This is a genomic window from Brevundimonas sp. GW821-FHT12C05 (assembly GCF_058807475.1).
Map to the genome: position 1 here is coordinate 147285 of NZ_JBXAQS010000001.1, position 23133 is coordinate 170417.

At 69.3% G+C, this 23133-nt stretch carries 24 protein-coding genes; 13 read left to right on the forward strand and 11 right to left on the reverse strand.

Annotation, left to right across the window (positions count from 1 at the left end):
• Positions 1 to 15 precede the first annotated feature (15 nt).
• The 5 genes from nadA (at position 16) to AC1RRF_RS00630 (ending at position 4718) form a co-directional block, all read left to right on the forward strand.
• On the forward strand, positions 16 to 1095 hold the full coding sequence (gene nadA / locus AC1RRF_RS00610) for a quinolinate synthase NadA (RefSeq protein ID WP_492834117.1): 1080 nt from the start codon (positions 16 to 18) through the stop codon (positions 1093 to 1095).
• 111 nt (positions 1096 to 1206) lie between these two features.
• Positions 1207 to 2058 carry a metalloprotease gene (locus AC1RRF_RS00615; RefSeq protein WP_492831828.1) on the forward strand — a complete coding sequence of 284 codons (852 nt, stop codon included), beginning with the start codon at positions 1207 to 1209 and terminating at the stop codon, positions 2056 to 2058.
• Entirely contained in the window at positions 2055 to 3575 is a 1521-nt protein-coding gene (locus AC1RRF_RS00620) for an L-aspartate oxidase (RefSeq protein WP_492831830.1), read from the forward strand. The genes AC1RRF_RS00615 and AC1RRF_RS00620 overlap by 4 nt, the downstream gene beginning before the upstream one ends.
• A 5-nt stretch (positions 3576 to 3580) precedes the next feature.
• Entirely contained in the window at positions 3581 to 4426 is an 846-nt protein-coding gene (gene nadC, locus AC1RRF_RS00625; protein ID WP_492831832.1) for a carboxylating nicotinate-nucleotide diphosphorylase, read from the forward strand.
• Between the two features lie 76 nt (positions 4427 to 4502).
• A complete protein-coding gene (locus tag AC1RRF_RS00630; RefSeq protein ID WP_492831834.1) occupies positions 4503 to 4718 on the forward strand; it encodes a hypothetical protein in 216 nt (71 codons plus the stop codon).
• Positions 4719 to 4721: 3 nt separating this feature from the next.
• On the opposite strand, the gene AC1RRF_RS00635 is transcribed toward AC1RRF_RS00630, so the two are convergent.
• Complete coding sequence (locus AC1RRF_RS00635; RefSeq protein ID WP_492831836.1) at positions 4722 to 5720, reverse strand: cell wall hydrolase; 999 nt, start codon at positions 5718 to 5720, stop codon at positions 4722 to 4724.
• A 522-nt stretch (positions 5721 to 6242) separates the two neighbouring features.
• Here AC1RRF_RS00635 and AC1RRF_RS00640 point away from each other — a divergent pair.
• Positions 6243 to 6428 carry a hypothetical protein gene (locus AC1RRF_RS00640; RefSeq protein ID WP_492831838.1) on the forward strand — a complete coding sequence of 62 codons (186 nt, stop codon included), beginning with the start codon at positions 6243 to 6245 and terminating at the stop codon, positions 6426 to 6428.
• A 148-nt stretch (positions 6429 to 6576) separates the two neighbouring features.
• Positions 6577 to 6939, forward strand: coding sequence for a DUF6481 family protein (locus tag AC1RRF_RS00645; RefSeq protein WP_492831840.1), 363 nt, complete (start codon positions 6577 to 6579; stop codon positions 6937 to 6939).
• A 45-nt stretch (positions 6940 to 6984) separates the two neighbouring features.
• Here the strand turns inward: AC1RRF_RS00645 and AC1RRF_RS00650 are convergent, their stop codons facing one another.
• Positions 6985 to 10515: a PAS domain S-box protein gene (locus tag AC1RRF_RS00650; RefSeq protein ID WP_492831842.1), complete on the reverse strand. Its 3531-nt coding sequence runs from the start codon at positions 10513 to 10515 to the stop codon at positions 6985 to 6987.
• A gap of 297 nt (positions 10516 to 10812) precedes the next feature.
• Here AC1RRF_RS00650 and AC1RRF_RS00655 point away from each other — a divergent pair, with 297 nt between their 5' ends.
• From AC1RRF_RS00655 to AC1RRF_RS00670, 4 genes are all read left to right on the forward strand, one after another.
• A complete protein-coding gene (locus AC1RRF_RS00655; protein ID WP_492831844.1) occupies positions 10813 to 11292 on the forward strand; it encodes a Dps family protein in 480 nt (159 codons plus the stop codon).
• Positions 11293 to 11445: 153 nt separating this feature from the next.
• A complete protein-coding gene (locus AC1RRF_RS00660; RefSeq protein WP_492831846.1) occupies positions 11446 to 12585 on the forward strand; it encodes a cell wall hydrolase in 1140 nt (379 codons plus the stop codon).
• An 83-nt stretch (positions 12586 to 12668) separates the two neighbouring features.
• A complete protein-coding gene (locus AC1RRF_RS00665; RefSeq protein ID WP_492831848.1) occupies positions 12669 to 14192 on the forward strand; it encodes a sensor histidine kinase in 1524 nt (507 codons plus the stop codon).
• Between the two features lie 102 nt (positions 14193 to 14294).
• A complete protein-coding gene (locus AC1RRF_RS00670; protein ID WP_492831850.1) occupies positions 14295 to 14702 on the forward strand; it encodes a response regulator in 408 nt (135 codons plus the stop codon).
• A gap of 12 nt (positions 14703 to 14714) precedes the next feature.
• On the opposite strand, the gene trxB is transcribed toward AC1RRF_RS00670, so the two are convergent.
• Positions 14715 to 15725, reverse strand: coding sequence for a thioredoxin-disulfide reductase (trxB, locus tag AC1RRF_RS00675; RefSeq protein ID WP_492831852.1), 1011 nt, complete (start codon positions 15723 to 15725; stop codon positions 14715 to 14717).
• Between the two features lie 69 nt (positions 15726 to 15794).
• Between trxB and AC1RRF_RS00680 the strand changes: the two genes are divergently transcribed.
• Positions 15795 to 16109, forward strand: a complete 315-nt coding sequence (locus tag AC1RRF_RS00680; protein ID WP_492831854.1) for a glycine zipper domain-containing protein — start codon at positions 15795 to 15797, stop codon at positions 16107 to 16109.
• Here AC1RRF_RS00680 and AC1RRF_RS00685 read toward each other — a convergent pair.
• The 4 genes from AC1RRF_RS00685 to AC1RRF_RS00700 form a co-directional block, all read right to left on the reverse strand.
• Positions 16106 to 17038 carry a mitochondrial fission ELM1 family protein gene (locus AC1RRF_RS00685; RefSeq protein WP_492831856.1) on the reverse strand — a complete coding sequence of 311 codons (933 nt, stop codon included), beginning with the start codon at positions 17036 to 17038 and terminating at the stop codon, positions 16106 to 16108. The genes AC1RRF_RS00680 and AC1RRF_RS00685 overlap by 4 nt on opposite strands.
• Before the next feature lie 50 nt (positions 17039 to 17088).
• The gene (greA, locus tag AC1RRF_RS00690) at positions 17089 to 17562 is read right to left on the reverse strand and encodes a transcription elongation factor GreA (RefSeq protein ID WP_492831858.1); all 474 of its coding nucleotides are present in this window, start codon (positions 17560 to 17562) and stop codon (positions 17089 to 17091) included.
• 103 nt (positions 17563 to 17665) lie between these two features.
• Positions 17666 to 17866 carry a hypothetical protein gene (locus AC1RRF_RS00695; RefSeq protein ID WP_492831860.1) on the reverse strand — a complete coding sequence of 67 codons (201 nt, stop codon included), beginning with the start codon at positions 17864 to 17866 and terminating at the stop codon, positions 17666 to 17668.
• A 79-nt stretch (positions 17867 to 17945) separates the two neighbouring features.
• On the reverse strand, positions 17946 to 18608 hold the full coding sequence (locus AC1RRF_RS00700) for a glutathione S-transferase family protein (RefSeq protein ID WP_492831862.1): 663 nt from the start codon (positions 18606 to 18608) through the stop codon (positions 17946 to 17948).
• A 111-nt stretch (positions 18609 to 18719) separates the two neighbouring features.
• Here AC1RRF_RS00700 and AC1RRF_RS00705 point away from each other — a divergent pair, with 111 nt between their 5' ends.
• The gene (locus AC1RRF_RS00705; protein WP_492831864.1) at positions 18720 to 20015 is read left to right on the forward strand and encodes a dicarboxylate/amino acid:cation symporter; all 1296 of its coding nucleotides are present in this window, start codon (positions 18720 to 18722) and stop codon (positions 20013 to 20015) included.
• 10 nt (positions 20016 to 20025) lie between these two features.
• On the opposite strand, the gene AC1RRF_RS00710 is transcribed toward AC1RRF_RS00705, so the two are convergent.
• The 4 genes from AC1RRF_RS00710 to AC1RRF_RS00725 form a co-directional block, all read right to left on the reverse strand.
• Positions 20026 to 20811: a COG4705 family protein gene (locus tag AC1RRF_RS00710; RefSeq protein WP_492831866.1), complete on the reverse strand. Its 786-nt coding sequence runs from the start codon at positions 20809 to 20811 to the stop codon at positions 20026 to 20028.
• A gap of 67 nt (positions 20812 to 20878) precedes the next feature.
• A complete protein-coding gene (locus AC1RRF_RS00715; RefSeq protein WP_492831868.1) occupies positions 20879 to 21502 on the reverse strand; it encodes a methyltransferase family protein in 624 nt (207 codons plus the stop codon).
• Positions 21503 to 21573: 71 nt separating this feature from the next.
• Complete coding sequence (locus tag AC1RRF_RS00720) at positions 21574 to 21846, reverse strand: DUF1294 domain-containing protein (protein WP_492831870.1); 273 nt, start codon at positions 21844 to 21846, stop codon at positions 21574 to 21576.
• A complete protein-coding gene (locus AC1RRF_RS00725) occupies positions 21843 to 23132 on the reverse strand; it encodes a glycosyltransferase (RefSeq protein ID WP_492831872.1) in 1290 nt (429 codons plus the stop codon). Before AC1RRF_RS00725 ends, AC1RRF_RS00720 begins: the two co-directional genes overlap by 4 nt.
• Between the last annotated feature and the right edge of the window lies 1 nt (position 23133).

Genomic DNA, 23133 nt, shown 5'->3' on the forward strand with positions numbered 1-23133 from the left:
AAAAGGGTGGGTGAGATGGCGGACGGCATGTTCGGCCTGTCGAAGGACCTGGAGCGGGAGACCGCCCCGGTCTGGGCCAAGATCAAGGATCACGTGACGCCGCTGGAATGGCCGGCGCAGGCGGCGCTGATCCACGAGATCAACCAGCTGAAGCGCGAACGCGACGCGGTGATCCTGGCGCATAACTATATGACGCCCGAGATCTTCCACGGGGTCGGCGACTATGTCGGCGACAGCCTGGGACTGGCCAAGGAAGCCGCCCGGTCGAAGGCGAAGGTGATCGTCCAGGCGGGCGTGCACTTCATGGCCGAGACCTCGAAGATTCTCAGCCCCGACAAGACGGTGCTGATCCCCGACCTGCGCGCGGGCTGCAGCCTGGCCGCCTCGATCACCGGCGCGGACGTGCGCCTGATCAAGCAGCGCTACCCGGGCCTGCCGGTGGTCACCTATGTGAACACGACCGCTGATGTGAAGGCCGAGACCGACATCTGCTGCACCAGCGCCAACGCCGTGCAGGTGGTGGAATGGGCGGCCAAGGAATGGGGCGTCGACCGCGTCATCCTGATCCCCGACGAATATCTGGCGCGCAACGTCGCGGCGCAGACGACCGTGGGGATCATCGCCTGGAAGGGCCGCTGCGAGGTGCATGAGCGCTTCACCGCCGACGACATCGCCGACATGCGCGCCGCCTATCCGGGCGCCGAGATCCTGGCTCATCCGGAATGCCCGGAGGACGTCCTGGCCGCGTCGGACTTCGCCGGATCGACCGCGGCGATGGTCGACTATGTCGAGGCGCGCCGTCCGAAACAGGTGGTGCTGATCACCGAATGCAGCATGGCTTCGAATGTCGCGGGCGACGTGCCCGGCGTGCAGTTCATCGGTCCGTGCAATCTGTGTCCGCACATGAAGCGGATCACGCTGGAGAACATTCGCGACTGCCTGTTGAAGATGCAGTTCGAGGTGACCGTGCCGGAAGAGATGATCGAACGCGCGCGGCTGGCCGTGCAGCGGATGGTCGATCTGCCGCCGCCTGCCGTTCCGGCCCGCTACGACCTCATCAAGGCGCGGCATCACGTGGCGGTGGAGCTGATCTGAGGTGCATTACGTCCCGCCCGTCCGCATCGTCGCCGGGGTCGACCACAAGACCCTGCGGCTTCTCGCCGTACTGGCCTTGTGGCTGAGGACGGAAAAGGCCACGTCGCAGGGATGAGCGACATCGACACCCCCCGCCGTCCCGGTCCCTGGGATCCCCGCCCCGAAGAGGTCCGGGCGCCCGGCGCTCCGGTTTCCGGCCCCGCCCGCGTCGGCGAAGCGCCGCTGGACAAGGGGCAGCATCCACTCTGGGCGTTGATATCGACCCTGCTGCTGGGCGGGCTGATCTATTACTGGTCCGGCAGCCTAGTGATCGTGGCGGCCGTGCTGTTCGGCCTGCTGGTCCACGAGTACGGGCATGTGCTGGCGATGAACCGGCTCGGCATGGGCCCGGCCCGCATCTACATCGTGCCCTTCCTGGGCGGGTTGGCGAAGGGCCAGCGGCTGCCGGTCAGCGAATGGCACGGGGTGCTGGTGTCGCTGGCGGGGCCGGCGTTCGGCCTGCTGGCGGCCATCCCCTTCTACGGTCTGTATCTGTGGAGCGGGCAGGGGATCTGGCTGCAGGGGGTGTTCGCCATCGCTTTCATCAACCTGATCAACCTGGCGCCCGCGCCGCCGCTGGACGGCTCCAAGGCGCTGGGCCCGGTGCTGGCCCGCATCCACCCCATGCTGGAAAAGGTCGCCCTGTTGGCCGTCGGCGCGTTGGCCGTCCTGTGGGGCGTGTCGAACGGAAGCTGGCTGTTCGCGGGCTTCCTGGCGTTGGCGCTGTTCAGCCACCTGCGCCGCGGCGCCTGGAGGCCTGAAGGGCGTCGCCTGACCTGGGGCGAGGCGGCGAAGTCGACCGGCCTGTTCGTGCTGACCACCTTCGCCTGCGTCGGCGTGGGGCTGGCCGCGCTGGCGCCCGGGATGGAGACGCTGACCGAAGGCCTGACCCACGGCGCCCGCGTGTTCGAGTTCGGCCGTTGAATCGCATCCGTCATGACGGGCCGCTGATCATCGGCGGCGGGCTGGCGGGCCTGTCGGCCGCGCTGGAGGCCGGGCCGCGCCCGACGCTGGTGGTGACGCCGGCGCCCCTGCTGCAGGCCTGTTCCTCGGCCTGGGCCCAGGGCGGGGTCGCCGCGGCCCTGTCGGCGGAAGATCGCCCGGCGCTGCATGCCGCCGACACCGCCTCGGCGGGGGCGGGGCTGGTCGATCCGGAGGCGGTTCGAGCCCTGACGGACGACGGAAAGCAGACGGTCGAGTGGCTGGCGTCGCTGGGCGCGCCCTTCGATCGCGACGCGGACGGCGGTTTCGCGGTCAGCCTGGAGGCCGCGCACTCGAAGGCCCGGGTGGCTCGGGTCGGCGGCGACGGCGCGGGGCGGGCGATCCTGTCGGCGCTGGTCGCCTCGGTTCGGGCCGCGCCGCATATCGAAGTGTGGGAGAACGGACGCCTGCGCGCCCTGGTGCAGGACGCCACGGGCCGCGTGCGCGGGGCCGTGATCGAGCGTGACGGGCGACTGACGGAGGTGCTGGCCCCGGCGGTGGTGCTGGCGACCGGCGGCGCGGGCGGCCTCTACGCCCGCACCACCACCCCGGCGGCCCTGCTGGGCGAAGGCATGGCGCTGGCCTGGCTGGCGGGCGCGGAGATCCTCGACCCCGAATTCGTTCAGTTCCATCCGACCGCGATCGACGTCGGCGTGGATCCCATGCCCTTGGCCACGGAGGCCCTGCGCGGCGAAGGCGCCCGGCTGATCGACGCCCATGGCGACTTCCTGCTGGGCGACGCGCCCGACGCCGACCTGAAGGCCCGCGATATCGTCGCCCGCGCCGTGCATCAGGCCCGGGCCGAGGGGCGCGGCGCCTATCTGGACGCCCGCACGGCGGTGGGGGCGCATTTCCCGACTGAGTTCCCGGCGGTGTTCGCCGCCTGCATGCATGCCGGGCTGGACCCGCGCGAGACGCCGATCCCGGTCGCGCCGGGCGCCCACTACCACATGGGCGGGATCGCCGCCGGACTGGACGGGCGCACCAGCCTGCCGGGCCTGTTCGCCGTGGGCGAATGCGCGGCGACGGGCGTGCACGGGGCCAACCGGCTGGCGTCCAACTCCCTGCTTGAGGCCGCCGCCTTCGGACGGCGCACGGGCCGGGCCGCCGGTGCGGAAACAGGCGGAGACGGGAAGGTCGTGAAGGCCGTCGTCGCCCCCGATCTGGCGCCCGAAGCCCTGACGGCCCTGCGCGTGGCCATGAGCGACAATGTCGGCGTGGTGCGCGACGCGGCCGGGCTGACGCGGGCCCTGGCCCTTATGGAGCGGCTGGAGCAGGAGGCGCGCGGCGCCCTGCCGGTCATCGCCGCCCGCCTGATCGCCGGGGCCGCGCTGGAGCGGCGCGAGAGCCGCGGCGGTCACTACCGGTCTGACTATCCCGAGACGGACGCCGATGCGCGCCATACCCGCCTGAGCCGCGCGCCCGTCGTCGCCCCCGCCGCCGTTCTGGCCGCTGAGTGAGCCGCATGATCCCGACCCTGCCTGACCTGTTGATCGAGCCCGTGGTGCGCCTGGCCCTGGCCGAGGATCTGGGCCGGGCGGGCGATGTGACAGCCAAGGCCTGCATTCCCGAGGGCGCCCGGATGCGGGCGGTGTTCGCGGCGCGCAAGGCCGGCGTGCTGGCCGGGATCGACTGCGTGCGGCTGGCCGTTCTGGCCATGGACCCGCAGGCGTCGATCGAGCTGAAACTGCGTGACAGCGACGCCTTCGAGGCCGGCGCGGTGCTGGCCGAGGTCGAGGCGGACGCCCGCGCCTTCCTGTCGGCCGAGCGGACGGCGCTGAACCTGCTGGGGCGGCTGTGCGGCATCGCCACCCTGACGCGCGCCTATGTCGAGGCCGTGTCCGGGACGAAGGCGCGCATCGCCGACACCCGCAAGACGACACCGGGCCTGCGCGCGCTGGAGAAGCACGCGGTGCTGTGCGGCGGCGGGCTGAACCATCGCTTCGGACTGGATGACGCCATCCTGATCAAGGACAACCACGTGGCCGTCTGCGGCGGCGTGGGCGAGGCCGTGCGGCGGGCCAAGGCGGCGGCGGGCCATCTGATGAAGGTGGAGGTCGAGGTCGACGGACTTGACCAGCTGGATGAAGCCCTGGCCGAACGCCCCGACGTGATCCTGCTGGACAACTTCACCCTGCCGATGCTGCGCGAGGCCGTGGCGCGGACGGCCGGCCGAGTGACGCTGGAGGCCTCGGGCGGGGTCAATCTGGAGACCGTGCGCGCCATCGCCGAGACCGGCGTGGACGCGATCTCGGTCGGCGCCCTGACCCATTCCGCGGCGTCGCTGGATATCGGCCTGGACGCGGTCTGAGACCGTCCGGCGAACTCCGCTACGGAACGACCTGGGCGCAGGACGGTTTTCTTCCTGATACGGAAGGAGACTTCGGATGACGCACGCCCCCAGGATTCCCAAGGAACAGCGCAGTTTCGCTGACCGGGGCGGAAAGCCGCTGGACGAGGCCAAACAGGCCGACGGTCGCGACCTTGAGACCGGCGTCCAGTCAGGACAGCCGGGTGATGAGGACGTAAATCTCAACGAGCAGGGCCGGTTCGGCAACCTGCGTCAGAACCTGACCACCCACTGGAAGGTGCAGGAGCGCTGAGGATCAGGCGGCGGGCGCGACCGGGGCTTCGGGCGCCGGGGCGGCGGCAGTCGCCGGAGCGGCCGGAGCGGGCGTTTCAGCCTGCGGCGTAGCGCGGCCTTCCTGCGCCACCAGGAGGTTGTAGGCGACAGCGCCGACCTCACGCGCCGGGCCGGTCGGATCAAGGCTGGCCTGGATCAGCTGCGGTGCGGCATCAGCGGCGGTGGAGCGGCGGGCAGCGTAGGAGAAGGCCCCGCTGGCGCCCGAACGACCGCCGAAACGATAGAACAGATGGTCGCCGACCTGGGTCACGCGGATCAGGGAGTTGCGCCACTGCGGCGCGACGCCGGTGGTGTGGAAATGGGTGGCGTTGCCGACGCCGCCGAACACCGAGCCGGACAGGGCGGCGGACGCGATCGCGCGGGCCTGGTCCCAGGCGCCGCGGTTGACGCGGCCGCGCATGGAGCCGTCACAGGTGAAGCTGAACTGGCAGCCGGTCTGGCGACCCGCGCCCTGGAAGACGACACCGCAGACGGTCTTGGGGAAGGCGGGGTGACGCACGCGGTTCAGAACCACCTGGGCCACGGCGCGCATGCCGTCGCGGCCTTCGCCGCGGGCTTCGTAATAGGCGGCCTGGGTCAGGCAATCGAGATCGCGCGAGGCTTCAAGGGCGCCGCCGAGGCGGAAGGGCTGGGCCGCGATGGGGGCCGAGAGATTGACCTGACGCAGGCCGTCGGCGCGCAGCGGGGCGTTCCCGCGCAACTGTTCCAGGCGGGCGGTCAGCAGTTCGGCCTGGCGGTCGCGCTGGGTCGGGCCGGCGACAGTATAGGGGTCATGGCGGCGCGCGATCGTCAGCGCGCTTTCGTCCAGGCCGCCGGCCGCCGCGGCCAGGGCTTCCTCGGTGAAGCCGGCGGAGGTCGCGCCGTCGATACGTTCAGCCTGGGCCTGCACAGTCGAAGCCTTGGCCGCCGCGCCGCCCAGATAGGCGCCACCCACAGCCAATCCCACCAGAGCGCCGAACATAGCCGCCGCCGTACCGGGCCGGATGCGGGCCACGTGTTCAGCAGTCGGGTTCGCGCGCGTCTGAGACGGTTTCGACAAAGGCTCGGTCCTGTTCGGCAGGGCGCAGTGCCGCCCCCGGGTAGTCTCGCCGCCGGGCGATGCGAGGATCGCGGACCGGCTGCAGCAGTTTCGATGTTCGGCGAATGGGCGGAAATCGAAGGACGCGCCTTAAGCCAGCCGTTTGTGGCGCCAATGTGGTTGATTCGCAAGAATTGGGTGCGGCGCAACATCGCGTGATGCCCGCAGTGAAGTCGACCGGTTAAAGAGGTTTAATCCAGACTATATGGAGCCAGTTAATGTGGCCATGACTGTATTATTCTTCGTCATCTCATCCTTTTGGCGCGGCCCGGTTGGCGGCCGTAGTCTTTTCGGGACGACTGGTCTGTTATCGCGCGGGGGTCGGGGGCGTCGTGCGACTTCTGGTTACAGCGTGGAACCGCTGCGGCGACGCTGACGTTTGATAAACCGAACAGGAGAACCATCATGCGCCGTATCGCCACCGTATTCGCCGTCGCCGCCATCGCCGTGGGAGCCGCCGCCTGCGGGCATACCATTGAACAGAAGGCCGCCACGGGCGCCGTCGCCGGCGCCGTTGTGGGTGGTCCGGTGGGCGCCGCCGTCGGCGGCGCGGCGGGCGCCGCCGTGGGTCACGCACAGCGCCCCAACTGACACACTGCGCGGGGCGGATGCGCTCATCCGCCCTCGCAACCTTGCTTTTCGCGCCCATATGGGGTTAGCGGACCGGCCCGGGGCTGAGCCATGCTCGCTCCGGCGTACGCGCATCTGACAATCGATCAAGGATACGACGACTCCACGCATGAGAGATCTGAAACAAACCGGCTTCACCGATCGCCTGACCGCCCAGCAGGAGGCCAAGAAGGCCCTGCTCGCCAAGTTCAAGCCGAAGGCCGCCGCCCCCGACCCTGAATTCGAGAAGCTCGCCGCCAAGCGCGCCGCCGAAAAGGAAGCCCTGCGCCAGCAGCACGAGCTGGCCAAGGCCGAGCAACGCCGCGAGAAGGCCGAAAAGGACGCCGCGCGTCTGGCCGCTCAGCAAGCCGTCCAGGACGAGCTGGACGCCGAGAAGCGCGCCGCCCGCAAGGAGCGCAAGCAGCTCACCAAGGAAGAGCAGAAGGCCGCGCGCGACGCCCGCTACGCCGCCCGCAAGGCGCGTTCGCGCTGATCTGCTTCTGACGATCTCCCGCGACCGCCTGGGCGGTCGCGGGCGTCACTCCGCTCCGGCGGGAACCTGCCCCAGAATGTCGGCCAGTTGCGCGCCTGAGTAGGGCTTGCGCAGGAACGGCCACGGCGCGTCCGACAGGGCCTCGTCCACATCTTCGCCGGCATAGCCCGAGGTCAGGACGATCCGCATGTCCGGCCACTTCTTCGCACATTCGCGCGCCAACTCGATCCCGGTCATGCCGCCGGGCATGGCGACATCGCTGAGCATCAGGTCGAAGCCTTCGACCTGCAGCATCTCCAGCGCGCGCGGACCTGTGTCGGCGGTCGCCACGTCCATGCCCATGGCCGTCAGCAGGTCCAGCGCGATGGCGGCCACGCCGGGATCGTCCTCGACCAGCAGGATGCGGCGGGCCGCGACCTGCGGATAGGGCGATATCCCGCGCTCGACGGTCTCCAGCTCGCTCAACCGGTCCAGCGGCGGCAGGTAGAGGCGGATTTCGGAGCCCCGGCCGGGGGTGGAGGCGATACGTACGCCGCCGCCCGACTGCCGTGCGAAGCCGTAGACCTGGCTGAGGCCCAGACCCGTGCCCTTGCCGATGGCCTTGGTGGTGAAGAAGGGCTCGAACACACGACTGATCACCTCCGGGTCGATGCCCGAGCCGTTGTCCGCCACGGTCACGCAGACATAGTCGCCCGCCGCCAGTTCCGGCACGTCGCCCGCACGGACCTTGCAGCTCTGCGTCTGGACGGTGATGCGGCCGCCCTTGTCGCCCACGGCGTCGCGGGCGTTGACGACCAGATTGAGCAGGGCGGCCTCGAACTGGGACGGATCGACGTTCACGCGCGCTCCGCCGCGTCGCAGCTTCAGCTTGAACTCGACGGCCTCGCCCACGGCGCGGCGCAGAAGGGGCTCGCTCTCGCGGATCAGGCCGTTGAGGTCCAGGGACTCGGGCCGCAGGGCCTGACGGCGTGAGAAGGCCAGGAGCTGGTGGGTCAGGCCTTCGCCGCGGCGGGCGGCGGCCAGGGCGGCCTCGCCGAGTTTCTTCTGGCGGGCCAGGTCGTTGGGCGCGCGCAGCATCATGTCCAGCGCGCCGATGACCACGGTCAGCAGGTTGTTGAAGTCGTGCGCCACCCCGCCGGTCAGGCGGCCGACGGCCTCCATGCGCTGGGCGTGCATCAGGTCCGCCTCGGCCTTGGCCTTCTCGGCCATGGCCTCGCTGACGCGCTCCTCCAGCAGTTCGTTGATGCGCTTGAGGTCTTCTTCGGCTTGCCGGGCCTCGGTGATGTCGATGTTGGCGCCGACGTAGCCCTGGAAGTGACCGGCCCCGTCGAAGCGGGGAATGCCCTCGCAGCGCAGCCAGCGGCGGCCCATCTGCGGGTGGACGATCTCCATGATCCCTTCGTAGCGGTCGCGTTGCGCCAGGGCGGTCAGGAAGGCGGAATGGAAGGTCTCCAATCCGTTGGCCGACATGGTGGCGGCCCAGTTGGCTTGAAGGTCCCCGTCGCGGCGGACACCGAAGAAGGTGCGGTAACGCCTGTTGGCGAAGACGACGGCCCCGGTCTCGTCGGTCATCCACATCTGGGCCGGGGCGCTGTCGGCGATGGTGCGGAAGCGGGTTTCGGATTCCATCAGCCGGGCCTGGGCCTCGCGGATGTCGGTGACGTCAAAGCCGACGCCCACGAAGCCGATGACTTCGCCGTCAGCGTCCAGGCGCGGCCGCGAGAAGGACTTCAGCCAACGGTACTCGCCATCATGGCGCAGGTAGCGGGCCTCCATCGAGAAGGGTTGGCCGGTGGCTTCGCCCGCGATGGATTCCTGCAGGATGCGGTCGTGGTCGTCGACATGGATCACGGCGCGCCAGTCGGCCAGCCGAGCCTCCTCATAGGAACCGCCGTTGTAGGCGACATAGGCCTGGTTCACGAATTCGCGCACCCGGTCGGCGCCGGTGACCCAGATCAGCACGGGGGCGGTGTCGGCGATGGCGCGGAATCGTTCCTCGCTCTCGCGCACGGCGCCCTCGGCGCGGGCGCGTTCGATCTCCGTCCAGGTGCGACGCCCGACCTCCTGCAGCAGCTTGGCTTCGGCGTCGGTCCATTCCCGGACCGTCGCGTTGTGGACGTAGAGGAAGGCCCGCAGACGGCCGCCGCGATGCAGGGGCGCGCGCATCAGCGCCCGGGTGCCCAGCCGCTCGAACGCCTGGAGCGCGTCGCGCGTCCGCCGGTCCTTGTGCACGTCGGCGATGCGGATCAGCCGGCCCTCGGCCAGATCGCTGATCAGGTCGGCGCCGAGTTCACCGAGGCTGAACTGGCCCTGGGCGCTGACCGCGCCGGTGGTCCAGTCCCGGCTCATCGACACCACGCCGCGCTCCTGATCGACCTCGCCATAGCCGACGCGGTCGGCGCGGAGCTCGTCGCCCAGGGAGCGTTCAACCTCGGCCATGATGTCGTCGGGCGTGGTCAGGTCGCGCAGGCGGTCGGTCAGGGACAGCAGGAAGGTCTGGCGGCGTTCCTGGGCCTCGAGCGCCTGCATGGCGTTGCGGGTTTCGGTGATGTCGAATGACATGCCGACGTAGCCCAGGAAGGTTCCGGCGGCGTTGAAGCGCGGATTGACCGCGATCCGCATCCAGCGCCAGTCGTTATCGTAGCGAAGGAAGCGCGCCTCGAAGCCGTAGGGGTGATGGCCCGGCCGGGCGACCTCCATGACGGCGGTCATGTCAGCCACGTCGTCGGGGTGGACGCTCTGGCGCCAGACCGAACCGAGAATTCGCTCGGCGGGGCGGCCGTAGAACTCGACCAGCGCCTTGTTGACGAATTCGACTTCGGTGTGGGCGTTGGTCATCCAAACCGGCGAGGGTGCGGTGTCCGCCATCAGGCGGAAGCGGCTCTCGCTCTCCCGCAGCGCGGCTTCGGCGGCCTTGGCGGCGGTGATGTCGACGACCACGGCGATGAAGCCCATCGGCTCACCCGCGGGGGAGGTCAGGGCGCGCAGACTGGTCAGGGCCCAGACGGTCGAGCCGTCAGGCCGCAGGTAGCGCTTCTCGATCGATCCGTCGCCGCCCGCACGGGCGGCGTCCAGGGCGCTCCGGGTCAGGGCGATGTCGTCCGGATGGGTCACGTCGCCGGTGGTGATCCCGACGGCCTGGTCGGGCGTCAGGCCGAGGATTTCGGCGAAGCGGGCGTTGCTGCTGAGAATCTCGCCGTTGAGTCCGACGCGGGCGATGCCGGCGGACGCCTGCTCGACCATGGCGCGCAGTTCGGAGGTGGTTTCGTCAACCAGGCTGTCAGAGGCGCGCAGGCGGCGGACGGTGTCGTCGAGATCGCGCAGGGTGGAGCGCAGCGAGGCGCCCAGCACGGTGCCGAACAGGCCGGCGAAGATGAAGCTGGCCACGCCGACCGCCAGGTTGATCGCGTTGAACGCGATCAGACCGCCGGCCAGCTGGGTCAGGGCGACCGCGCCGATGATGCTGATGATGATGGCGGCGTAGCCGGCGAACGGGCCGCCCCACAAGGCTGCGATCAGGACGGCCGGCAGTAGCACGGTCAGGCCGCTGGCGCCGCCGAACAGGGGTTGCAGCATCGCGCGGATAGCCAGCCCTACGGCGCCGCAGAGCAAGCCGGTCAGGACTGCCTGACCGGGGCGGCCGGGCTGGGCCAGCGCGAGTTGTCTGAAGAACCTGTCCGCCCCCAAACTGCTTCTTCCCTGCGCGGCTGTCGATCAGCGCGACAGACTGCAACGCTTTCTCGTCAAGGGCGTTCCCGAACGCCCAACATATCCCATTGTGTCATCAAGGACGCCTATGGTCGGACTTGGCCGCAGCCGTCCGGGCGCCTAATTGTATCGCCGACCCTACAGCCTTTCTGAGCAGGACTCACCATGACCGTGACCATCGATACCGGCCTGAGCAAAACCGAACGCAATGACGTCGCCACGGAACTGACCAAGGTTCTGGCCGACAGCTTCGCGGTCTATCTGAAGACGCACGGCTATCACTGGAACGTCCGTGGACCGGAGTTCTTCGGCTACCACAACCTGCTGGAACAACAGTACCGCGACATCTGGGCCGCGCTGGACGATATCGCCGAGCGCATCCGCGCCCTGGGCGTGCTGGCCCCGCAGAGTTTCTCGGGTTTCGGCAATCTGACCTCGATCAAGGACGGCGATCCCGAGAAGGAAGCCGGCCCGATGCTCAAGGAGCTGCTGGCTGATCACGACACCCTGATCGCCACGGCGCGCGCGGCGTTCGAAGTGGCCGACAAGGCGGGCGACGAGGCCTCTGCCGACCTGCTCACCCAGCGTCTGGCGGCGCATGAGAAATTCGCTTGGATGCTGCGGTCGACCCTCGGCGGCCGTTAAGGCTGGTCGAACGGCGCTTTTCCGCCCGAAAAGCGCCGCCCTTCGCGGGCATGAACCCTGCTCCGGTCCCGTGACCGGACGCTTTGGAGACGGACGCTGAACAGGACGACCCTGACCTCGGCAGTGAAGGCGGCGCGACGGCTGGGGCCGGCCGTGCCTGTTGCGATGGCCGTTTTCGGGGTGGCCATGGCGGCGTCCTCGACCCCCCGTCCCGAAATCGACCGGCGCGTCGAAGCGGTGCGCCAGCTGACCGGCGGCGATCTGTCCGACAAGGGGCTGAGCGCCATCGCCGGCCGGATGACGCCGTCGCAGCTGGCGCTGGCCGAACGGTTCGATCCCTCGCTCCGTCGCGCGGCCCTCTATGGCCTGACCCCGGGGTGGGAGAGCCTGACGCTGGCGGGCAAGCCGACGCTGGACTTCGGCGAGACCGGCCTGGACGCGATGCGCCTGAACGCCGCCACGCCGACGACGTCCGGGCTGTTGCGCGCGGCCCAGCCCTTCGCCTTCCGCCCCGCCTCGGCTGAAGACCGCCGCCGCGCCCAACGTTGCCTGACGCAGGCGATCTATTACGAGGCGGCGCTGGAGCCGACCGAGGGCCAGGAAGGCGTGGCCCAGGTGATCCTGAACCGCGTGCGCGACCCCAACTACGCCAACACCGTCTGCGGCGTCGTCTTCGAGGGCGCCGAGCGGACGACCGGCTGCCAGTTCAGCTTCACCTGCGACGGCGCCCTGGGGCAGGCCCCGGTGGCCTGGGCCTGGGACCGGGCGCGCAAGGTCGCGGACCGGGCCCTGGCCGGTTACGTTTCGACCAGGGTCGGGACGGCGACCCACTATCACGCCGACTATGTCCACCCGTGGTGGGCGCCGACGCTGAACAAGCTGACCCAGATCGGGGCGCACATCTTCTATCGCTGGAAGGGCGTCTACGGCGAACCGGCGGCCTTCCGTCAGGCCTACGCCGGGCGTGAGCCGCTGATCGACGAGGCGCGCTTCTCGCGGCCCCGCATCCAGATCCCCGACGCGACCACGGCGGCCGAGGCGGACGCCGCCCTCACCCTGGCCGCCGCCAACGGCCAAAGCGCCATGCGTACTGTCCAGATCGATGGACAGACCCGCGTCGTCGGCGTCACGTCGCTGGGCGGGCGTCGTCAGGCCACCGCCCAGGATATCGCCGCCATCAATCAGCGGCTGGCCGCATTCGAGACTCCGGCCCCCGCGGCCGCCCCGCCCGCGCCACCGGCGCCCGGCGTGACGCCGATGGCTGTCGAGGAAGTCGGTCGCCCTTCGTCCTGATGATTTCGGGCGTCATTGCAACGCTGTGCAGCCGACCGCATTGATGTGGGCCGGGCGTCATTCGCCCGCCATCAGAGGTCCGCTTGTCAGCTCCTTCCGATCCGCCGCCCGTCTGGACCGAAGCCGACCGTCTGGCGGCGCTCCGCGCCTACGATATTCTCGACACCGAACGTGAACCGGCGTTCGACGGGATCGTGAACCTGATCGCCCGGGTCTTTGACGCGCCGATCGGGGTTGTGAACCTGATCGACGAGGAGCGGCAATGGTTCAAGGCCGAGGTCGGGCTAGGCGTGCGGGAGACGCCGCTTGCGACGTCCTTCTGCGCTCATGCTCTTCTCGAACAGGACCGGATGATCGTTCCGGACGCCACCATCGACGAACGGTTCGCCTGTAACCCGCTGGTGACGGGCGAGAACGGCCTGAGGTTCTATGCGGGCCAGCTGCTGAAATCCGTCGAGGGATTGCCGATCGGCACCCTGTGCGTGCTCGACACGCGGGTCCGGCACGAAGGGCCGACGGCCCTGCAGCTGGAGACCCTGGAGGTGCTCGCCGCCCAGGTCATGGCTCAGCTGGAACTCCGTCGCGCCCTGCGCCTGCAACAGCAGTCCGAGTCCCAGTTCCGGGCGGTTACCGACGCCATGCCGCAGATGGTGTGGTCGACCCGGCCGGACGGCTTCCACGACTACTTCAACGCCCGCTGGTATGAGTTCACCGGCGTGCCGGCGGGCTCGACCGATGGCGAGGGCTGGAACGATATATTCCATCCTGAAGACCAGGAGCGGGCCTGGACCCGCTGGCGTCATTCGCTGGCGACGGGGGAACCCTACGAGATCGATTACCGGCTGCGGCATCGCTCGGGCGTCTATCGCTGGACACTGGGCCGGGCCATGCCGATCCGTGACGAGAGCGGCGAAATCACCCGGTGGTTCGGCACCTGCACGGACATCGACGACCTGAAACGGATGGAGCAGTCCAAGGAGCTGCTGAGCCAGGAACTCAGCCATCGCATCAAGAACATCTTCGCGGTCGTGTCGGCTCTGATCGCCCTGTCGGCGCGGCAGTTCCCCGAGGCCAAGGGCTTCGCTTCGGCGCTGCGGACGCGGATCAATGCGCTGGCCCGCGCCCACGAGTTCGTGCGGCCCCACACCGAGACCTCGCGGCCCACCGTGGGGACGATGACCCTGCACGCCTTCCTCGCCGATCTGTTCCAGGCCTACGCCGGCCCGGACGGCGCCGCACGGGTGCGGCTGTCAGGCGATGACGCCGCGTTTGACGATCAGGCCGCGACCTCCGTGGCCCTGCTGTTCCACGAACTGGCGACCAATGCGGCCAAGTACGGCGCCCTGTCGGTCGAGGGCGGCCATGTCGATCTGGAGACGCGCAATGACGGCGCGCGTTTCATCCTGACCTGGCGGGAGGCCGGTGGGCCTCCGGTGGCGGGGCCGCCTGAGCGTTCGGGCTTCGGCTCCTCGCTCGCCACCCTGTCCGTCGAGGGGCAACTGGGCGGGCGGCTTGAACGGGACTGGGCGGCCGAGGGCCTGCGCGTGGTCGCTGATCTTCCCGCCACAGCCTTGTCCCGAAGGCGAGCGGCCCTGAATGTCCGGTAGACGACATTGGCGCGAAACCTGCTGACGACCTATGCGTTCTCGTCTGCGTGTCCAGAAAGTGCACGCTGAAACTGTTTTGAAAGTCCGCGTACAGCGCCGTTTATGACTGCCCGTATCCTTATCATCGAAGACGAAGCCCTCGTCGCCATGGAGCTCCGCTACGTGCTGGAGGACCTGGGTCACGAGGTGGTGGGCATGGCATCGGACGCCCGTACCGCCCGCAATCTGGTGCGTGAGACGGAGGTCGATCTGGCGCTGGTGGATATCCACCTGTCGGATGGGCCGACTGGCGTCGATCTGGGGCGCGAGTTGGGTCAGGATCTGGGCGTCTCGGTCCTGTTCATGACCGCCAATCCCGGCATGGTCCGCAACGGCGTGGCCGGGACCATCGGCGTGCTCTGCAAGCCGACCGACGAATGGGCGGTGCAGACGGCCGTCGACTACGCTCTGCGTCGCCGCACCGGCCAGTTGATCGAGTACGCCCCGCCGGGACTGCAGCTGTTCGGCTGACCGGAGCGGCGCCTACCAGACCCCGATCTTCTCCGCTTCCTTGTGCGTGATCGGGTGGTGGGCCTTGGCGTGGTCTTCCTCGGCGAGGAAGCGCACGGCCTCCAGCGCGGCCATACAGCCCATGCCCGCCGCGGTGACGGCCTGGCGGTAGACGTCATCGGTCACATCGCCGGCGGCCCAGACGCCCTCGATGGCCGTGGCGGCGGTGCCCGGTTTCACGACCAGATAGCCGCCCTGCTTGGTTGCCAGCTGGCCGGCGAACAGTTCCGAGGACGGGGCATGGCCGATGGCGATGAAGACGCCGTCGGCGGTGATGTCGCGGGTCTCGCCCGTCTGGACGTTCTTGATCCGCGCGCCGGTGACGTTGACGCCGCCGAAGCTGTTGGTCTCGCCCAGGATCTCGTCGATGGCGTTGTTCCAGACCACCTCGACCTTCGGGTGGGCGAACAGGCGATCCTGCAGGATGCGTTCGGCGCGGAACTCGTCGCGGCGGTGCACGACGGTGACCTTGGAGGCGAAATTGGTCAGGAACAGCGCCTCTTCCACGGCGGTGTTGCCGCCGCCGACCACGATGACGTCCTTGCCGCGGTAGAAGAAGCCGTCGCAGGTGGCGCAGGCGGAGACGCCGAAGCCCTGGTATTTCTGCTCGCTTTCCAGGCCCAGCCACTTGGCCTGGGCGCCGGTGGAGATGATGACCGTCTCGGCCAGCATCTCGGTTCCCGAATCCAGGGTCAGGCGGAACGGACGCTGCGACAGGTCGGCCTTGACCACGATGTCGTGGATGACCTCGGTCCCGACGTGCTCGGCCTGCTTCTGCATCTGCTCCATCAGCCAGGGGCCCTGGATGACATCGGCGAAGCCGGGATAGTTCTCGACGTCGGTGGTGATGGTCAGCTGGCCGCCGGGCTGCAGACCGGCGATGACCACGGGCTGCAGCATGGCGCGCGCCGCATAGATGGCGGCGGTCCAGCCGGCGGGGCCGGAACCGATGATGGCGACGCGAACGGTACGGGGAGTGCTCATGGGCCCTATTTAAGGGCTGATTCCGCTTTTCGCGATGGTAGGTTGAGCCCGTAGCCACGGGAGTCGGGGATGAAGACGAACAAAGGTGCGGCCTTCCTGCCGCTCGGGATCGCCATGGGCGTCAGCATGGGGACGGCGATCGGGGTGGCGACCGACAATCTGGCGCTGGGCCTCAGCCTGGGCATCGCCATCGGCGGGGGCCTGGGCCTCGCCCTGATGGGCGCCGTCAACGCGGCCAAGGACAAGGGCAAGAGGGACGGCTCGGACAGCAGCGGGACCGTCTATCCGGGCGACAGCCACCGCGGCGGTCACGACAACGGTTCGGACGGCGGCTCCGACGGCGGCGGTTCCGATGGCGGCGGCGGCGGCGGCGGCGGGGACTAACGCCCCCGCTTCTCCAGGATCATCCGCGCCGCGCGGTCGGTCTCGGCCAGCGGTTCATAGCTCCAGCTTTCCAGTACGCCGTTGAACGGCCGCGCCGCGCCGCGTTCGCGCAAGTCGGCGTGCAGGCGGGCGAACTTGTCCGCCGGCTTGGTCGCCACCATCGGCAGGATGTGCACCGGCTTGCCGGTCGAAGCGGCTTCGGCGGCCATGTTGGCGCTGTCCTCGGTGACGAGGATATGGTCGGCGGCCTGCAGGAAGGCGAAATAGGGGTTGGCCCCGCTCCCGTCCCAGATCAGGCCCGGCAGGTGCGACAGACGCGCCGTCATCGCCGCCTTCGCCGCCTCGGGCGTGCGGCGCGAGAAGGTCAGCATCAGCGACCCGCCCGCCGCCGTGATCGCCGCGGCGATGCGCTCGGCCAGGTCGGCGGCCTGGGCCTCGGGCAGGTCGTGGGCGCGGGACTTGCCGCCGATCAGCACCGCCACGCGCGGGCGGGGCAGGGGATCCAGCCGGTCAGCGAAGGCCGACGCGCTCTCGGCCAGCCGTGCGGCGGAGACGCGGTGCGGCGAGCCGGTGATCGACAGGACGTTGGGTCCTTCGATCCCGTCATGCCGGGGGGCGACCACCAGATCATAGTCGCCGGTGCGCCAGCGCGGATCCTGGGTCTGAACGACGAAGGTCTTCCCGCCCGAGCGGCGCTTGGCGATCAACGACAGAGGCAGGGTCGCCCGACCGGTGGCGATCCACACGTCCGGCCACGTCTCGCCGGATGCGGGGAATGGATCGTCCGAGGCCGGGTCCAGCATCCACGGCGCCTTGAGGGCCGACGGCAGCTTGTCGAAGGCCTTGCGCCACTGCACGCGGCGGACGGTGATTTCGGACGGCGAAAGGCGCTGGAGGGCTTCCGCCAACCCCAGCGCCTGATTTTCCATGCCGACCCGACCGTCAGAGACGACCCGGATCGAAAGAGGCTTTTGCGAGCCTACTTCCACTCGACCTTGAGGATTTCATAGGCCTTCACGCCGCCGGGCGTGTTGACCTCGACCACGTCCCCGACCTCTTTGGAGATCATGGCGCGGGCGATCGGCGAGGCGATGGAGATCTTGCCCTGCTTCACGTCGGCTTCATGCTCGCCGACGATCTGGTAGCGGCCCTCTTCCTCGGTGTCCTCGTCGACCACGGTGACCGTGGCTCCGAACTTCACCTGGGTTCCGGACAGCTTGGACACGTCGATCACCTGGGCGCGCGACAGCTTGTCCTCGATGTCGGCGATCGAGCCTTCGATCCAGCCCTGCCGTTCCTTGGCCGCGTGATACTCGGCGTTTTCGGACAGGTCACCGTGTTCGCGAGCCTCCGAAATGGCCGCGATGACGCTCGGCCTTTCGACCGACTTCAATTGCTTGAGCTGATCGTCGAGGACACGGTAGCCCTCGGCCGTCATCGGCACTTTTTCCATATGTCGTGAATTTCTTGCTTCGCCCGACTGACAGACTACTCGGCACAGAGGTCGCTGGGCGCACGCGACCGGCCCAAGAGGGTAGGGCGCCAGGCCCAAAGGTTCAAGGGCGCGTGGCGTCCGCCGTTCTGCGGGCTTGAATCCGGGCCTGCCGGATCAGGCTCCAGGCCAGCCAGGCCACGGCCGCGAGGCCGAGGGCCATGAACAGGCCGGAGAGCAGCAGGACGCCCGCGGCGATAAAGGCCAGGACGAAAGCGAGGGCCGCGACGAGGGCGGCGATGATCTGGACGGTCTTCAGGCGCATGAGTCGTTAACGCGGCCCGGGCCCGGGGGTTTCGCCCACCGGACGATCCCCCGCGCCTGTGTCATTTCCGCCCGGCCGGTCAGGCGTAGGCGTAGGGGCCGCCGCGCTCCAGAGCGCGCTGATAGGCCGGGCGGGCGTGGATTCGCTCGAGGAAGGCCTTGGCCTTGGCCATCTTCGGCCCGAACGGCGCGCGCGAGCCGGCGGCCTCCAGCGGGAAGCTCATCATGATGTCGGCGGCGCTGAAGCGGTCGCCCGCGAACCATTGGCCCTTGCCCAGTTCCGCCTCCCAGTAGGCCATGTGGTTGGCGATCTGCGGGTCGATCAGGCTGGCCCCGACCTTTTTCGAGATGCCTTGCGCGATGGGGCGGATCAGCAGCGGCGAGCGCTGCGGGATGACGCTGAAAATCAGCTTCAGCAGCAGGGGCGTCATGGCCGAGCCCTCGGCATAATGGAGCCAGTAGGTGTAGCGCCGGGCCTCGGGCGTGCCGGCGGGCGGCTTCAGGCCCGGATCGGGGAAGGTCTCCAGCAGGTATTCGACGATGGCGCCGGTCTCGGCGACGATGATGTCGCCGTGCTGGATCACTGGGGATTTGCCTAGCGGGTGGATGGCGCGCAGCTCGGGCGGAGCCAGCCGCTGGGCGTTCCGCTCATAGCGTTTGACCTCGTACTCGACGCCCAGCTCCTCCAGCAGCCACAGCACACGCTGCGAGCGCGAGTCGTTCAGATGGTGGACGATGATCATGGCCGGGCTCCGTCAGGGGATCACCGTTGTGCGGCGTTGACGCTGCGTCCGTCCAGAGGCGAACGCACAAGATGGATGGCGTCCGGCGCAAACCCCGCCTAGCTTCACCGCATGGCCGTTTCCCGACTTCGTTCCGCCCTGAAATCCCTCAGCCTCTGGGTGATGATCGCCCTGTTGGCCGGCCTGTTCGCGGGAGCGGCGGCCCAGGCCTGGGGCCTGCCGGGCGGGGAAGGCACGGCGACGCTGATCGCCTCCATCGGATCCCTGTGGCTCAACGCCCTGAAGATGACGATCATTCCGCTGGTCTTCAGCCTGCTGGTGACCGGCATCGCCTCCATCGCGGACGCGGCCTCGACCGGACGGCTGGCGTTGAAGGCGCTGCTGGTGTTCGGCCTGATGCTGCTTGGCGCGGTGACCTACGCCTTCCTCGCGTCCGAGGGGCTGCACATGCTGTGGCCCATCAGTCCGGAGGGCGCACGCACTCTGTTGGCCAGTGCGCCGGACGCTTCGGTGGTTATCAGCAGCGCCCACGGCGGCGGCCTGCCCGCCTTCCTGGCCAGCCTGGCGCCGCCCAACGCCGTGCGTGCGGCGGCCGAGGACGCCATTCTGGGCATCGTGGTCTTCGCCATCGCCTTCGGGTTCGCCACCACCCGGCTGGAGGCCCGTCTGCGCGCGCCGCTGGTGACCTTCTTCGAGGCCCTGTCCGAGACGATGATCGTCATCGTCCACTGGGTGCTGCTGGCCGCGCCGATCGGGGTGTTCGCCCTGTCGATGGGGGTGGGGCTGAACGCCGGCCTGGGCGCGCTGGGCGTGCTGGGCCACTACGTCGCCCTGGTGGTGTTGGCCCAGGTCGGACTGATCATCCTGATTTATGTCGTGGCCGTGCCGTTCGGGCGGATCGGCCTGAGCCGGTTCGCGCGCGGCGTGGCTCCGGCGCAGGTCGTGGCTTTCTCAACCCAATCCTCGCTCGCCAGCCTCCCAGCCATGGTCGAGCAGGCGCGCGCCGCCCTGGGCGTCTCCACGGCGACGGCGGGGCTGGTCCTGCCGCTAGCGGTGGCGGTGTTCCGCATCACCAGCCCGGTCGCCAACCTGGCCGTGGTCATCTACGTCGCCCACCTGCACGGCATTCATCTGGGGCCGGCGCTGTGGATCGCGGGCGGCCTGACGGCGCTGGCGGTGTCGGTGGGCACGGTCGGCCTGCCCGGTCAGGTCAGCTTCTTCGTCTCCATCGCCCCGATCTGCCTGGCCATGGGCGTCCCGGTGCAGGTCCTGCCCCTCCTGCTGGCGGTCGAGGTGATCCCGGACATCTTCCGCACCATCGGCAACGTCACCGCCGACCTGGCCGCCGCGCGGATCGTCGAGGGCCGCGACGCCGATCTGGACCCGGAGCCGGGGGCGGGGATCTAGGGGCGGGCGCTCAGGCCTTGGCCGACACCGATGCCTTGCGAGGATGCTCGCCGGCCCTTTGCGGGATCAGCAGGATCAGGGCGACGATGGCCACGGCGAGCACCGCCGACGCCAGAGGCCGGCTGAGCGCCAGCCCTCCGTGATCCAGCGGCTTGTCCAGAAAATCGCCGACGACCGCGCCCAGAGGCCGGGTCAGGATGAAGGCGGCCCAGAACAGCAGAACGCGATTGACCCGCGTCCAGAGGGCCAGTCCCGCCACGACGGCGAGCAGGCCTCCGAACACCACGGCGGCGCCCAGATAGCCCAATCCGCCCGTGTCCGCCGCCCAGTCGCCGAGGGCGGTCCCGAGGGTCTGGGACAGGGTGATGGTCAGCCAGTAGAAGATCTCGACCCGGGGGCCGGCGATGCGGTCGGACGACACCGAACCGAGCGTCAGCTTCCATGCGGCCAGGGACGCCAACACCGCCGCGAGCAGTAGAGCCGACCCGCCCGTGTAGCCGATCCCCAGCGAGCGCGTGGCGTAGTCGGCCAGGGTCGTGCCCGCCGTGGTCGAGGCGATGATGGTGGCCCAGTAGAGGAAAGGGTGAAACCGCTTCGCCCGAATCTGAAGGACGACCAGCAGGATCAGCGCGCCGGCGAAGATGGCGGTGCCGGCCAGATAGCCGAGCTTCATCGTCATGCTGACGGTGTCGCCCCCCGTCTCGCCCAAGGTCGTGGCCAGGATCTTGATGACCCAGAAGCCCAGGGTCACGGCGGGGACCTTGGACAGGGTGTTGAGGCGGTCGGCTTCGGTCATCGGCTGAACCCCGCGCCTTTAGCGGCGCGTCGGAACGATCCGCCGCAAAGGCGGCGAGATTACGCCGTTAGGGCAGGGTGAACATGGCATGCACCCAGCCCACGTCCTGGGCGTGTTCCAGGGCTTCGAACAGGGGGATGACGAGCAGGAAGGCCAGGCCGTCCCGCAGGGTGGTCAGGAACAGGACGGGGCGGATTTCCAGCGTTTCCTGATCGCGCCACTTGCTGAAGTCCGGCCAGAAGCGAGGCGTGCGGGCCATATAGTCTTCGTAGACCGATCCGAAGGTGGCCTTCAGCCAGTCCTCCTCGCGGCGCACGGTGGCGTAGAAGACGAAGAAGGCGATCACGACGAACAGGCAGGCCATGACGATCGAGCCCGTCTGAGCCCCCATGCCGAAGGCGCCGATGAAGCTGAAGACGTACAAGGGGTTACGGCTGATCGAATAGGGGCCGCGATCAACGATCTCGGCCTTCTTGCGCCCACCGATGTAGAGCGAGCACCACGACCGTCCGACGATGCAGATGCCGATCAGGGCCAGACCGACCGATTCAATCGCCTCGTGCAGGTCGTGCTCGCCGCTCAGCGTGTGGCTGATCGCGGCCAGGCCGCAGACGGCGACGAGGCAGATCGCGAGAACGCCTTTGCGGATCAGCTGGACGCGCCGCAGGTGATGAGGATCGGGAGCGGTCATCAACTCGTTTTCGTCCTGGAGTTTCAGGTTCTCGATACGCCGCAGCCCACGGCGGGTCCAGCGGCGTCCGCTTATCGGGCTAACCCCCAGACCACCGCCGCCACTCCGATCAGATGAAGGATCGCCGCCCCGGTCATCAGGGCGCGGAACGGTCGCTTGCGCGTCTTGTGGCGCAACAGGACGGAAGCCAGCCAGGCCCCGACGCCGCCCCACAGGGCGGCGAGCAGAAGGGTCCGCTCGGGGATGCGCCGTCCACCGCCGCGCGCCTGGGCCTTGTCGTGGGCGAACAGGACGAAGGCGATGGCCTCGAGCGCGGCGATCCCGATCAGGAGGGTCGCGATCACGCCCGGACCAGCGCCGTGATCAGATCGGCCGCCGCTTCCGCCCCGTCCTCCGCGCGAGCCGTCGCCGCCACAGCCTCCGCGCGGGCCAGAACCACCGGGTCGTCCAGCAGGCCGCCCAGAACACGCGCCACCGCCTCTCCACGATACTTCCCGCGCGCCAGCGTCGCGCCGCAGCCCAGCCGGACCACGCGGGCGGCGTTGTCGTACTGGTCGCCCAGATGCGGCACGATCAGCTGGGGACGGCCGCCTCGCAGCGCCTGATGCACGGTGCCGACGCCGCCCTGGTGCACGACCGCCGCCGCGCGGGGGAAGAGCAGGGAGAAGGGGGCGTAGCGGGCGACGTGGATGGCCGGATCATCCCCGGCCACCGACAGATCACCGTCGGGTCCGACCAGCAGGACGGCGCGGCGACCGAGGATGCGGGCGGCCTTCAGGCTCTCGACATAGAAGTCGCCGGGGATGTGCACCGCCGCGCTGCCAAGGGTGAAGACCAGCGGCGGCGGCCCGGCGCTCAGGAAGGCCCCCAATTCGGGCGACAGGGCAGGCGGCCCGCTCGTCTCGCTGTCGTAGGGCGCATAGCCGACGACGTGAAAGTTCTGAGCGGCGTCGGGCTGACGCGGGCTCAGCAGGGGCGAGTACAGGCCCAGCGACAGGTCCGCCGACCGGCCCGCGTCGAAGATGATGTTGTCCGTCGTCGGCGGCAGGCCGACCGAGGCGCGCACGGCGTTCATCGGACCGGTCCAGCGGGCGGTGCTCATTCGGCCCAGCGCGCGGGTCAGGTCGTTCAGCCACAGCTGCGGCCCGCCGGTCGCCGGTTTGAGCCACGGAGCGGCCGGCAGGAAGGGCGGGTCATGGCGGGAGAAGACCATGGTCGGTTGCAGGGACACGGCCACGCCGGGGACGCGCCAGTGCTCGGCGGCCATCTGGGCCCCGATGGCCAGCGTCGAGCCGACCACGGCGACGGCGCCTTCCGTGACGGCGATCAGCTGGCGCGCCGCCTCTCCGGCGCGGGGCAACATGATCTCGCCGAACAGGAAGCGGTCCGACTTCGCGATGGCTTCCGTCAGGGCCGACAGGTCCATGCCGGTGTCGTGCATCAGGTCGGCGACGCTGGGCCCGACCTGATGGAAGGCCAGGCCCGTCGCCTCGATCTTCTCGCGGTAGTCGACCGCCGTGGCGACGCCCACCTCATGGCCGCGGGCTTGGAGGGCGCGGCCGAGGGCGATGAAGGGATGCAGATCACCGAGGGAGCCGCCGGTCGCGAGGACGATGCGACCGGCGTCCATG

What these genes read in the sequence shown, in the direction of transcription:
- AC1RRF_RS00725 (WP_492831872.1), bottom strand. Translation starts at nt 23,132, where the DNA reads ATGGACGCCGGTCGCATCGTCCTCGCGACCGGCGGCTCCCTCGGTGAT.
- AC1RRF_RS00715 (WP_492831868.1), bottom strand. Translation starts at nt 21,502, where the DNA reads ATGACCGCTCCCGATCCTCATCACCTGCGGCGCGTCCAGCTGATCCGC.
- AC1RRF_RS00700 (WP_492831862.1), bottom strand. Translation starts at nt 18,608, where the DNA reads ATGATCATCGTCCACCATCTGAACGACTCGCGCTCGCAGCGTGTGCTG.
- AC1RRF_RS00645 (WP_492831840.1), top strand. Translation starts at nt 6,577, where the DNA reads ATGAGAGATCTGAAACAAACCGGCTTCACCGATCGCCTGACCGCCCAG.
- AC1RRF_RS00655 (WP_492831844.1), top strand. Translation starts at nt 10,813, where the DNA reads ATGACCGTGACCATCGATACCGGCCTGAGCAAAACCGAACGCAATGAC.
- AC1RRF_RS00615 (WP_492831828.1), top strand. Translation starts at nt 1,207, where the DNA reads ATGAGCGACATCGACACCCCCCGCCGTCCCGGTCCCTGGGATCCCCGC.
- nadC (WP_492831832.1), top strand. Translation starts at nt 3,581, where the DNA reads ATGATCCCGACCCTGCCTGACCTGTTGATCGAGCCCGTGGTGCGCCTG.
- AC1RRF_RS00650 (WP_492831842.1), bottom strand. Translation starts at nt 10,515, where the DNA reads ATGCTGCAACCCCTGTTCGGCGGCGCCAGCGGCCTGACCGTGCTACTG.
- AC1RRF_RS00685 (WP_492831856.1), bottom strand. Translation starts at nt 17,038, where the DNA reads ATGGAAAATCAGGCGCTGGGGTTGGCGGAAGCCCTCCAGCGCCTTTCG.
- AC1RRF_RS00705 (WP_492831864.1), top strand. Translation starts at nt 18,720, where the DNA reads ATGGCCGTTTCCCGACTTCGTTCCGCCCTGAAATCCCTCAGCCTCTGG.
- AC1RRF_RS00635 (WP_492831836.1), bottom strand. Translation starts at nt 5,720, where the DNA reads ATGTTCGGCGCTCTGGTGGGATTGGCTGTGGGTGGCGCCTATCTGGGC.
- AC1RRF_RS00710 (WP_492831866.1), bottom strand. Translation starts at nt 20,811, where the DNA reads ATGACCGAAGCCGACCGCCTCAACACCCTGTCCAAGGTCCCCGCCGTG.
- trxB (WP_492831852.1), bottom strand. Translation starts at nt 15,725, where the DNA reads ATGAGCACTCCCCGTACCGTTCGCGTCGCCATCATCGGTTCCGGCCCC.
- greA (WP_492831858.1), bottom strand. Translation starts at nt 17,562, where the DNA reads ATGGAAAAAGTGCCGATGACGGCCGAGGGCTACCGTGTCCTCGACGAT.
- AC1RRF_RS00680 (WP_492831854.1), top strand. Translation starts at nt 15,795, where the DNA reads ATGAAGACGAACAAAGGTGCGGCCTTCCTGCCGCTCGGGATCGCCATG.
- AC1RRF_RS00695 (WP_492831860.1), bottom strand. Translation starts at nt 17,866, where the DNA reads ATGCGCCTGAAGACCGTCCAGATCATCGCCGCCCTCGTCGCGGCCCTC.
- AC1RRF_RS00640 (WP_492831838.1), top strand. Translation starts at nt 6,243, where the DNA reads ATGCGCCGTATCGCCACCGTATTCGCCGTCGCCGCCATCGCCGTGGGA.
- AC1RRF_RS00630 (WP_492831834.1), top strand. Translation starts at nt 4,503, where the DNA reads ATGACGCACGCCCCCAGGATTCCCAAGGAACAGCGCAGTTTCGCTGAC.
- nadA (WP_492834117.1), top strand. Translation starts at nt 16, where the DNA reads ATGGCGGACGGCATGTTCGGCCTGTCGAAGGACCTGGAGCGGGAGACC.
- AC1RRF_RS00670 (WP_492831850.1), top strand. Translation starts at nt 14,295, where the DNA reads ATGACTGCCCGTATCCTTATCATCGAAGACGAAGCCCTCGTCGCCATG.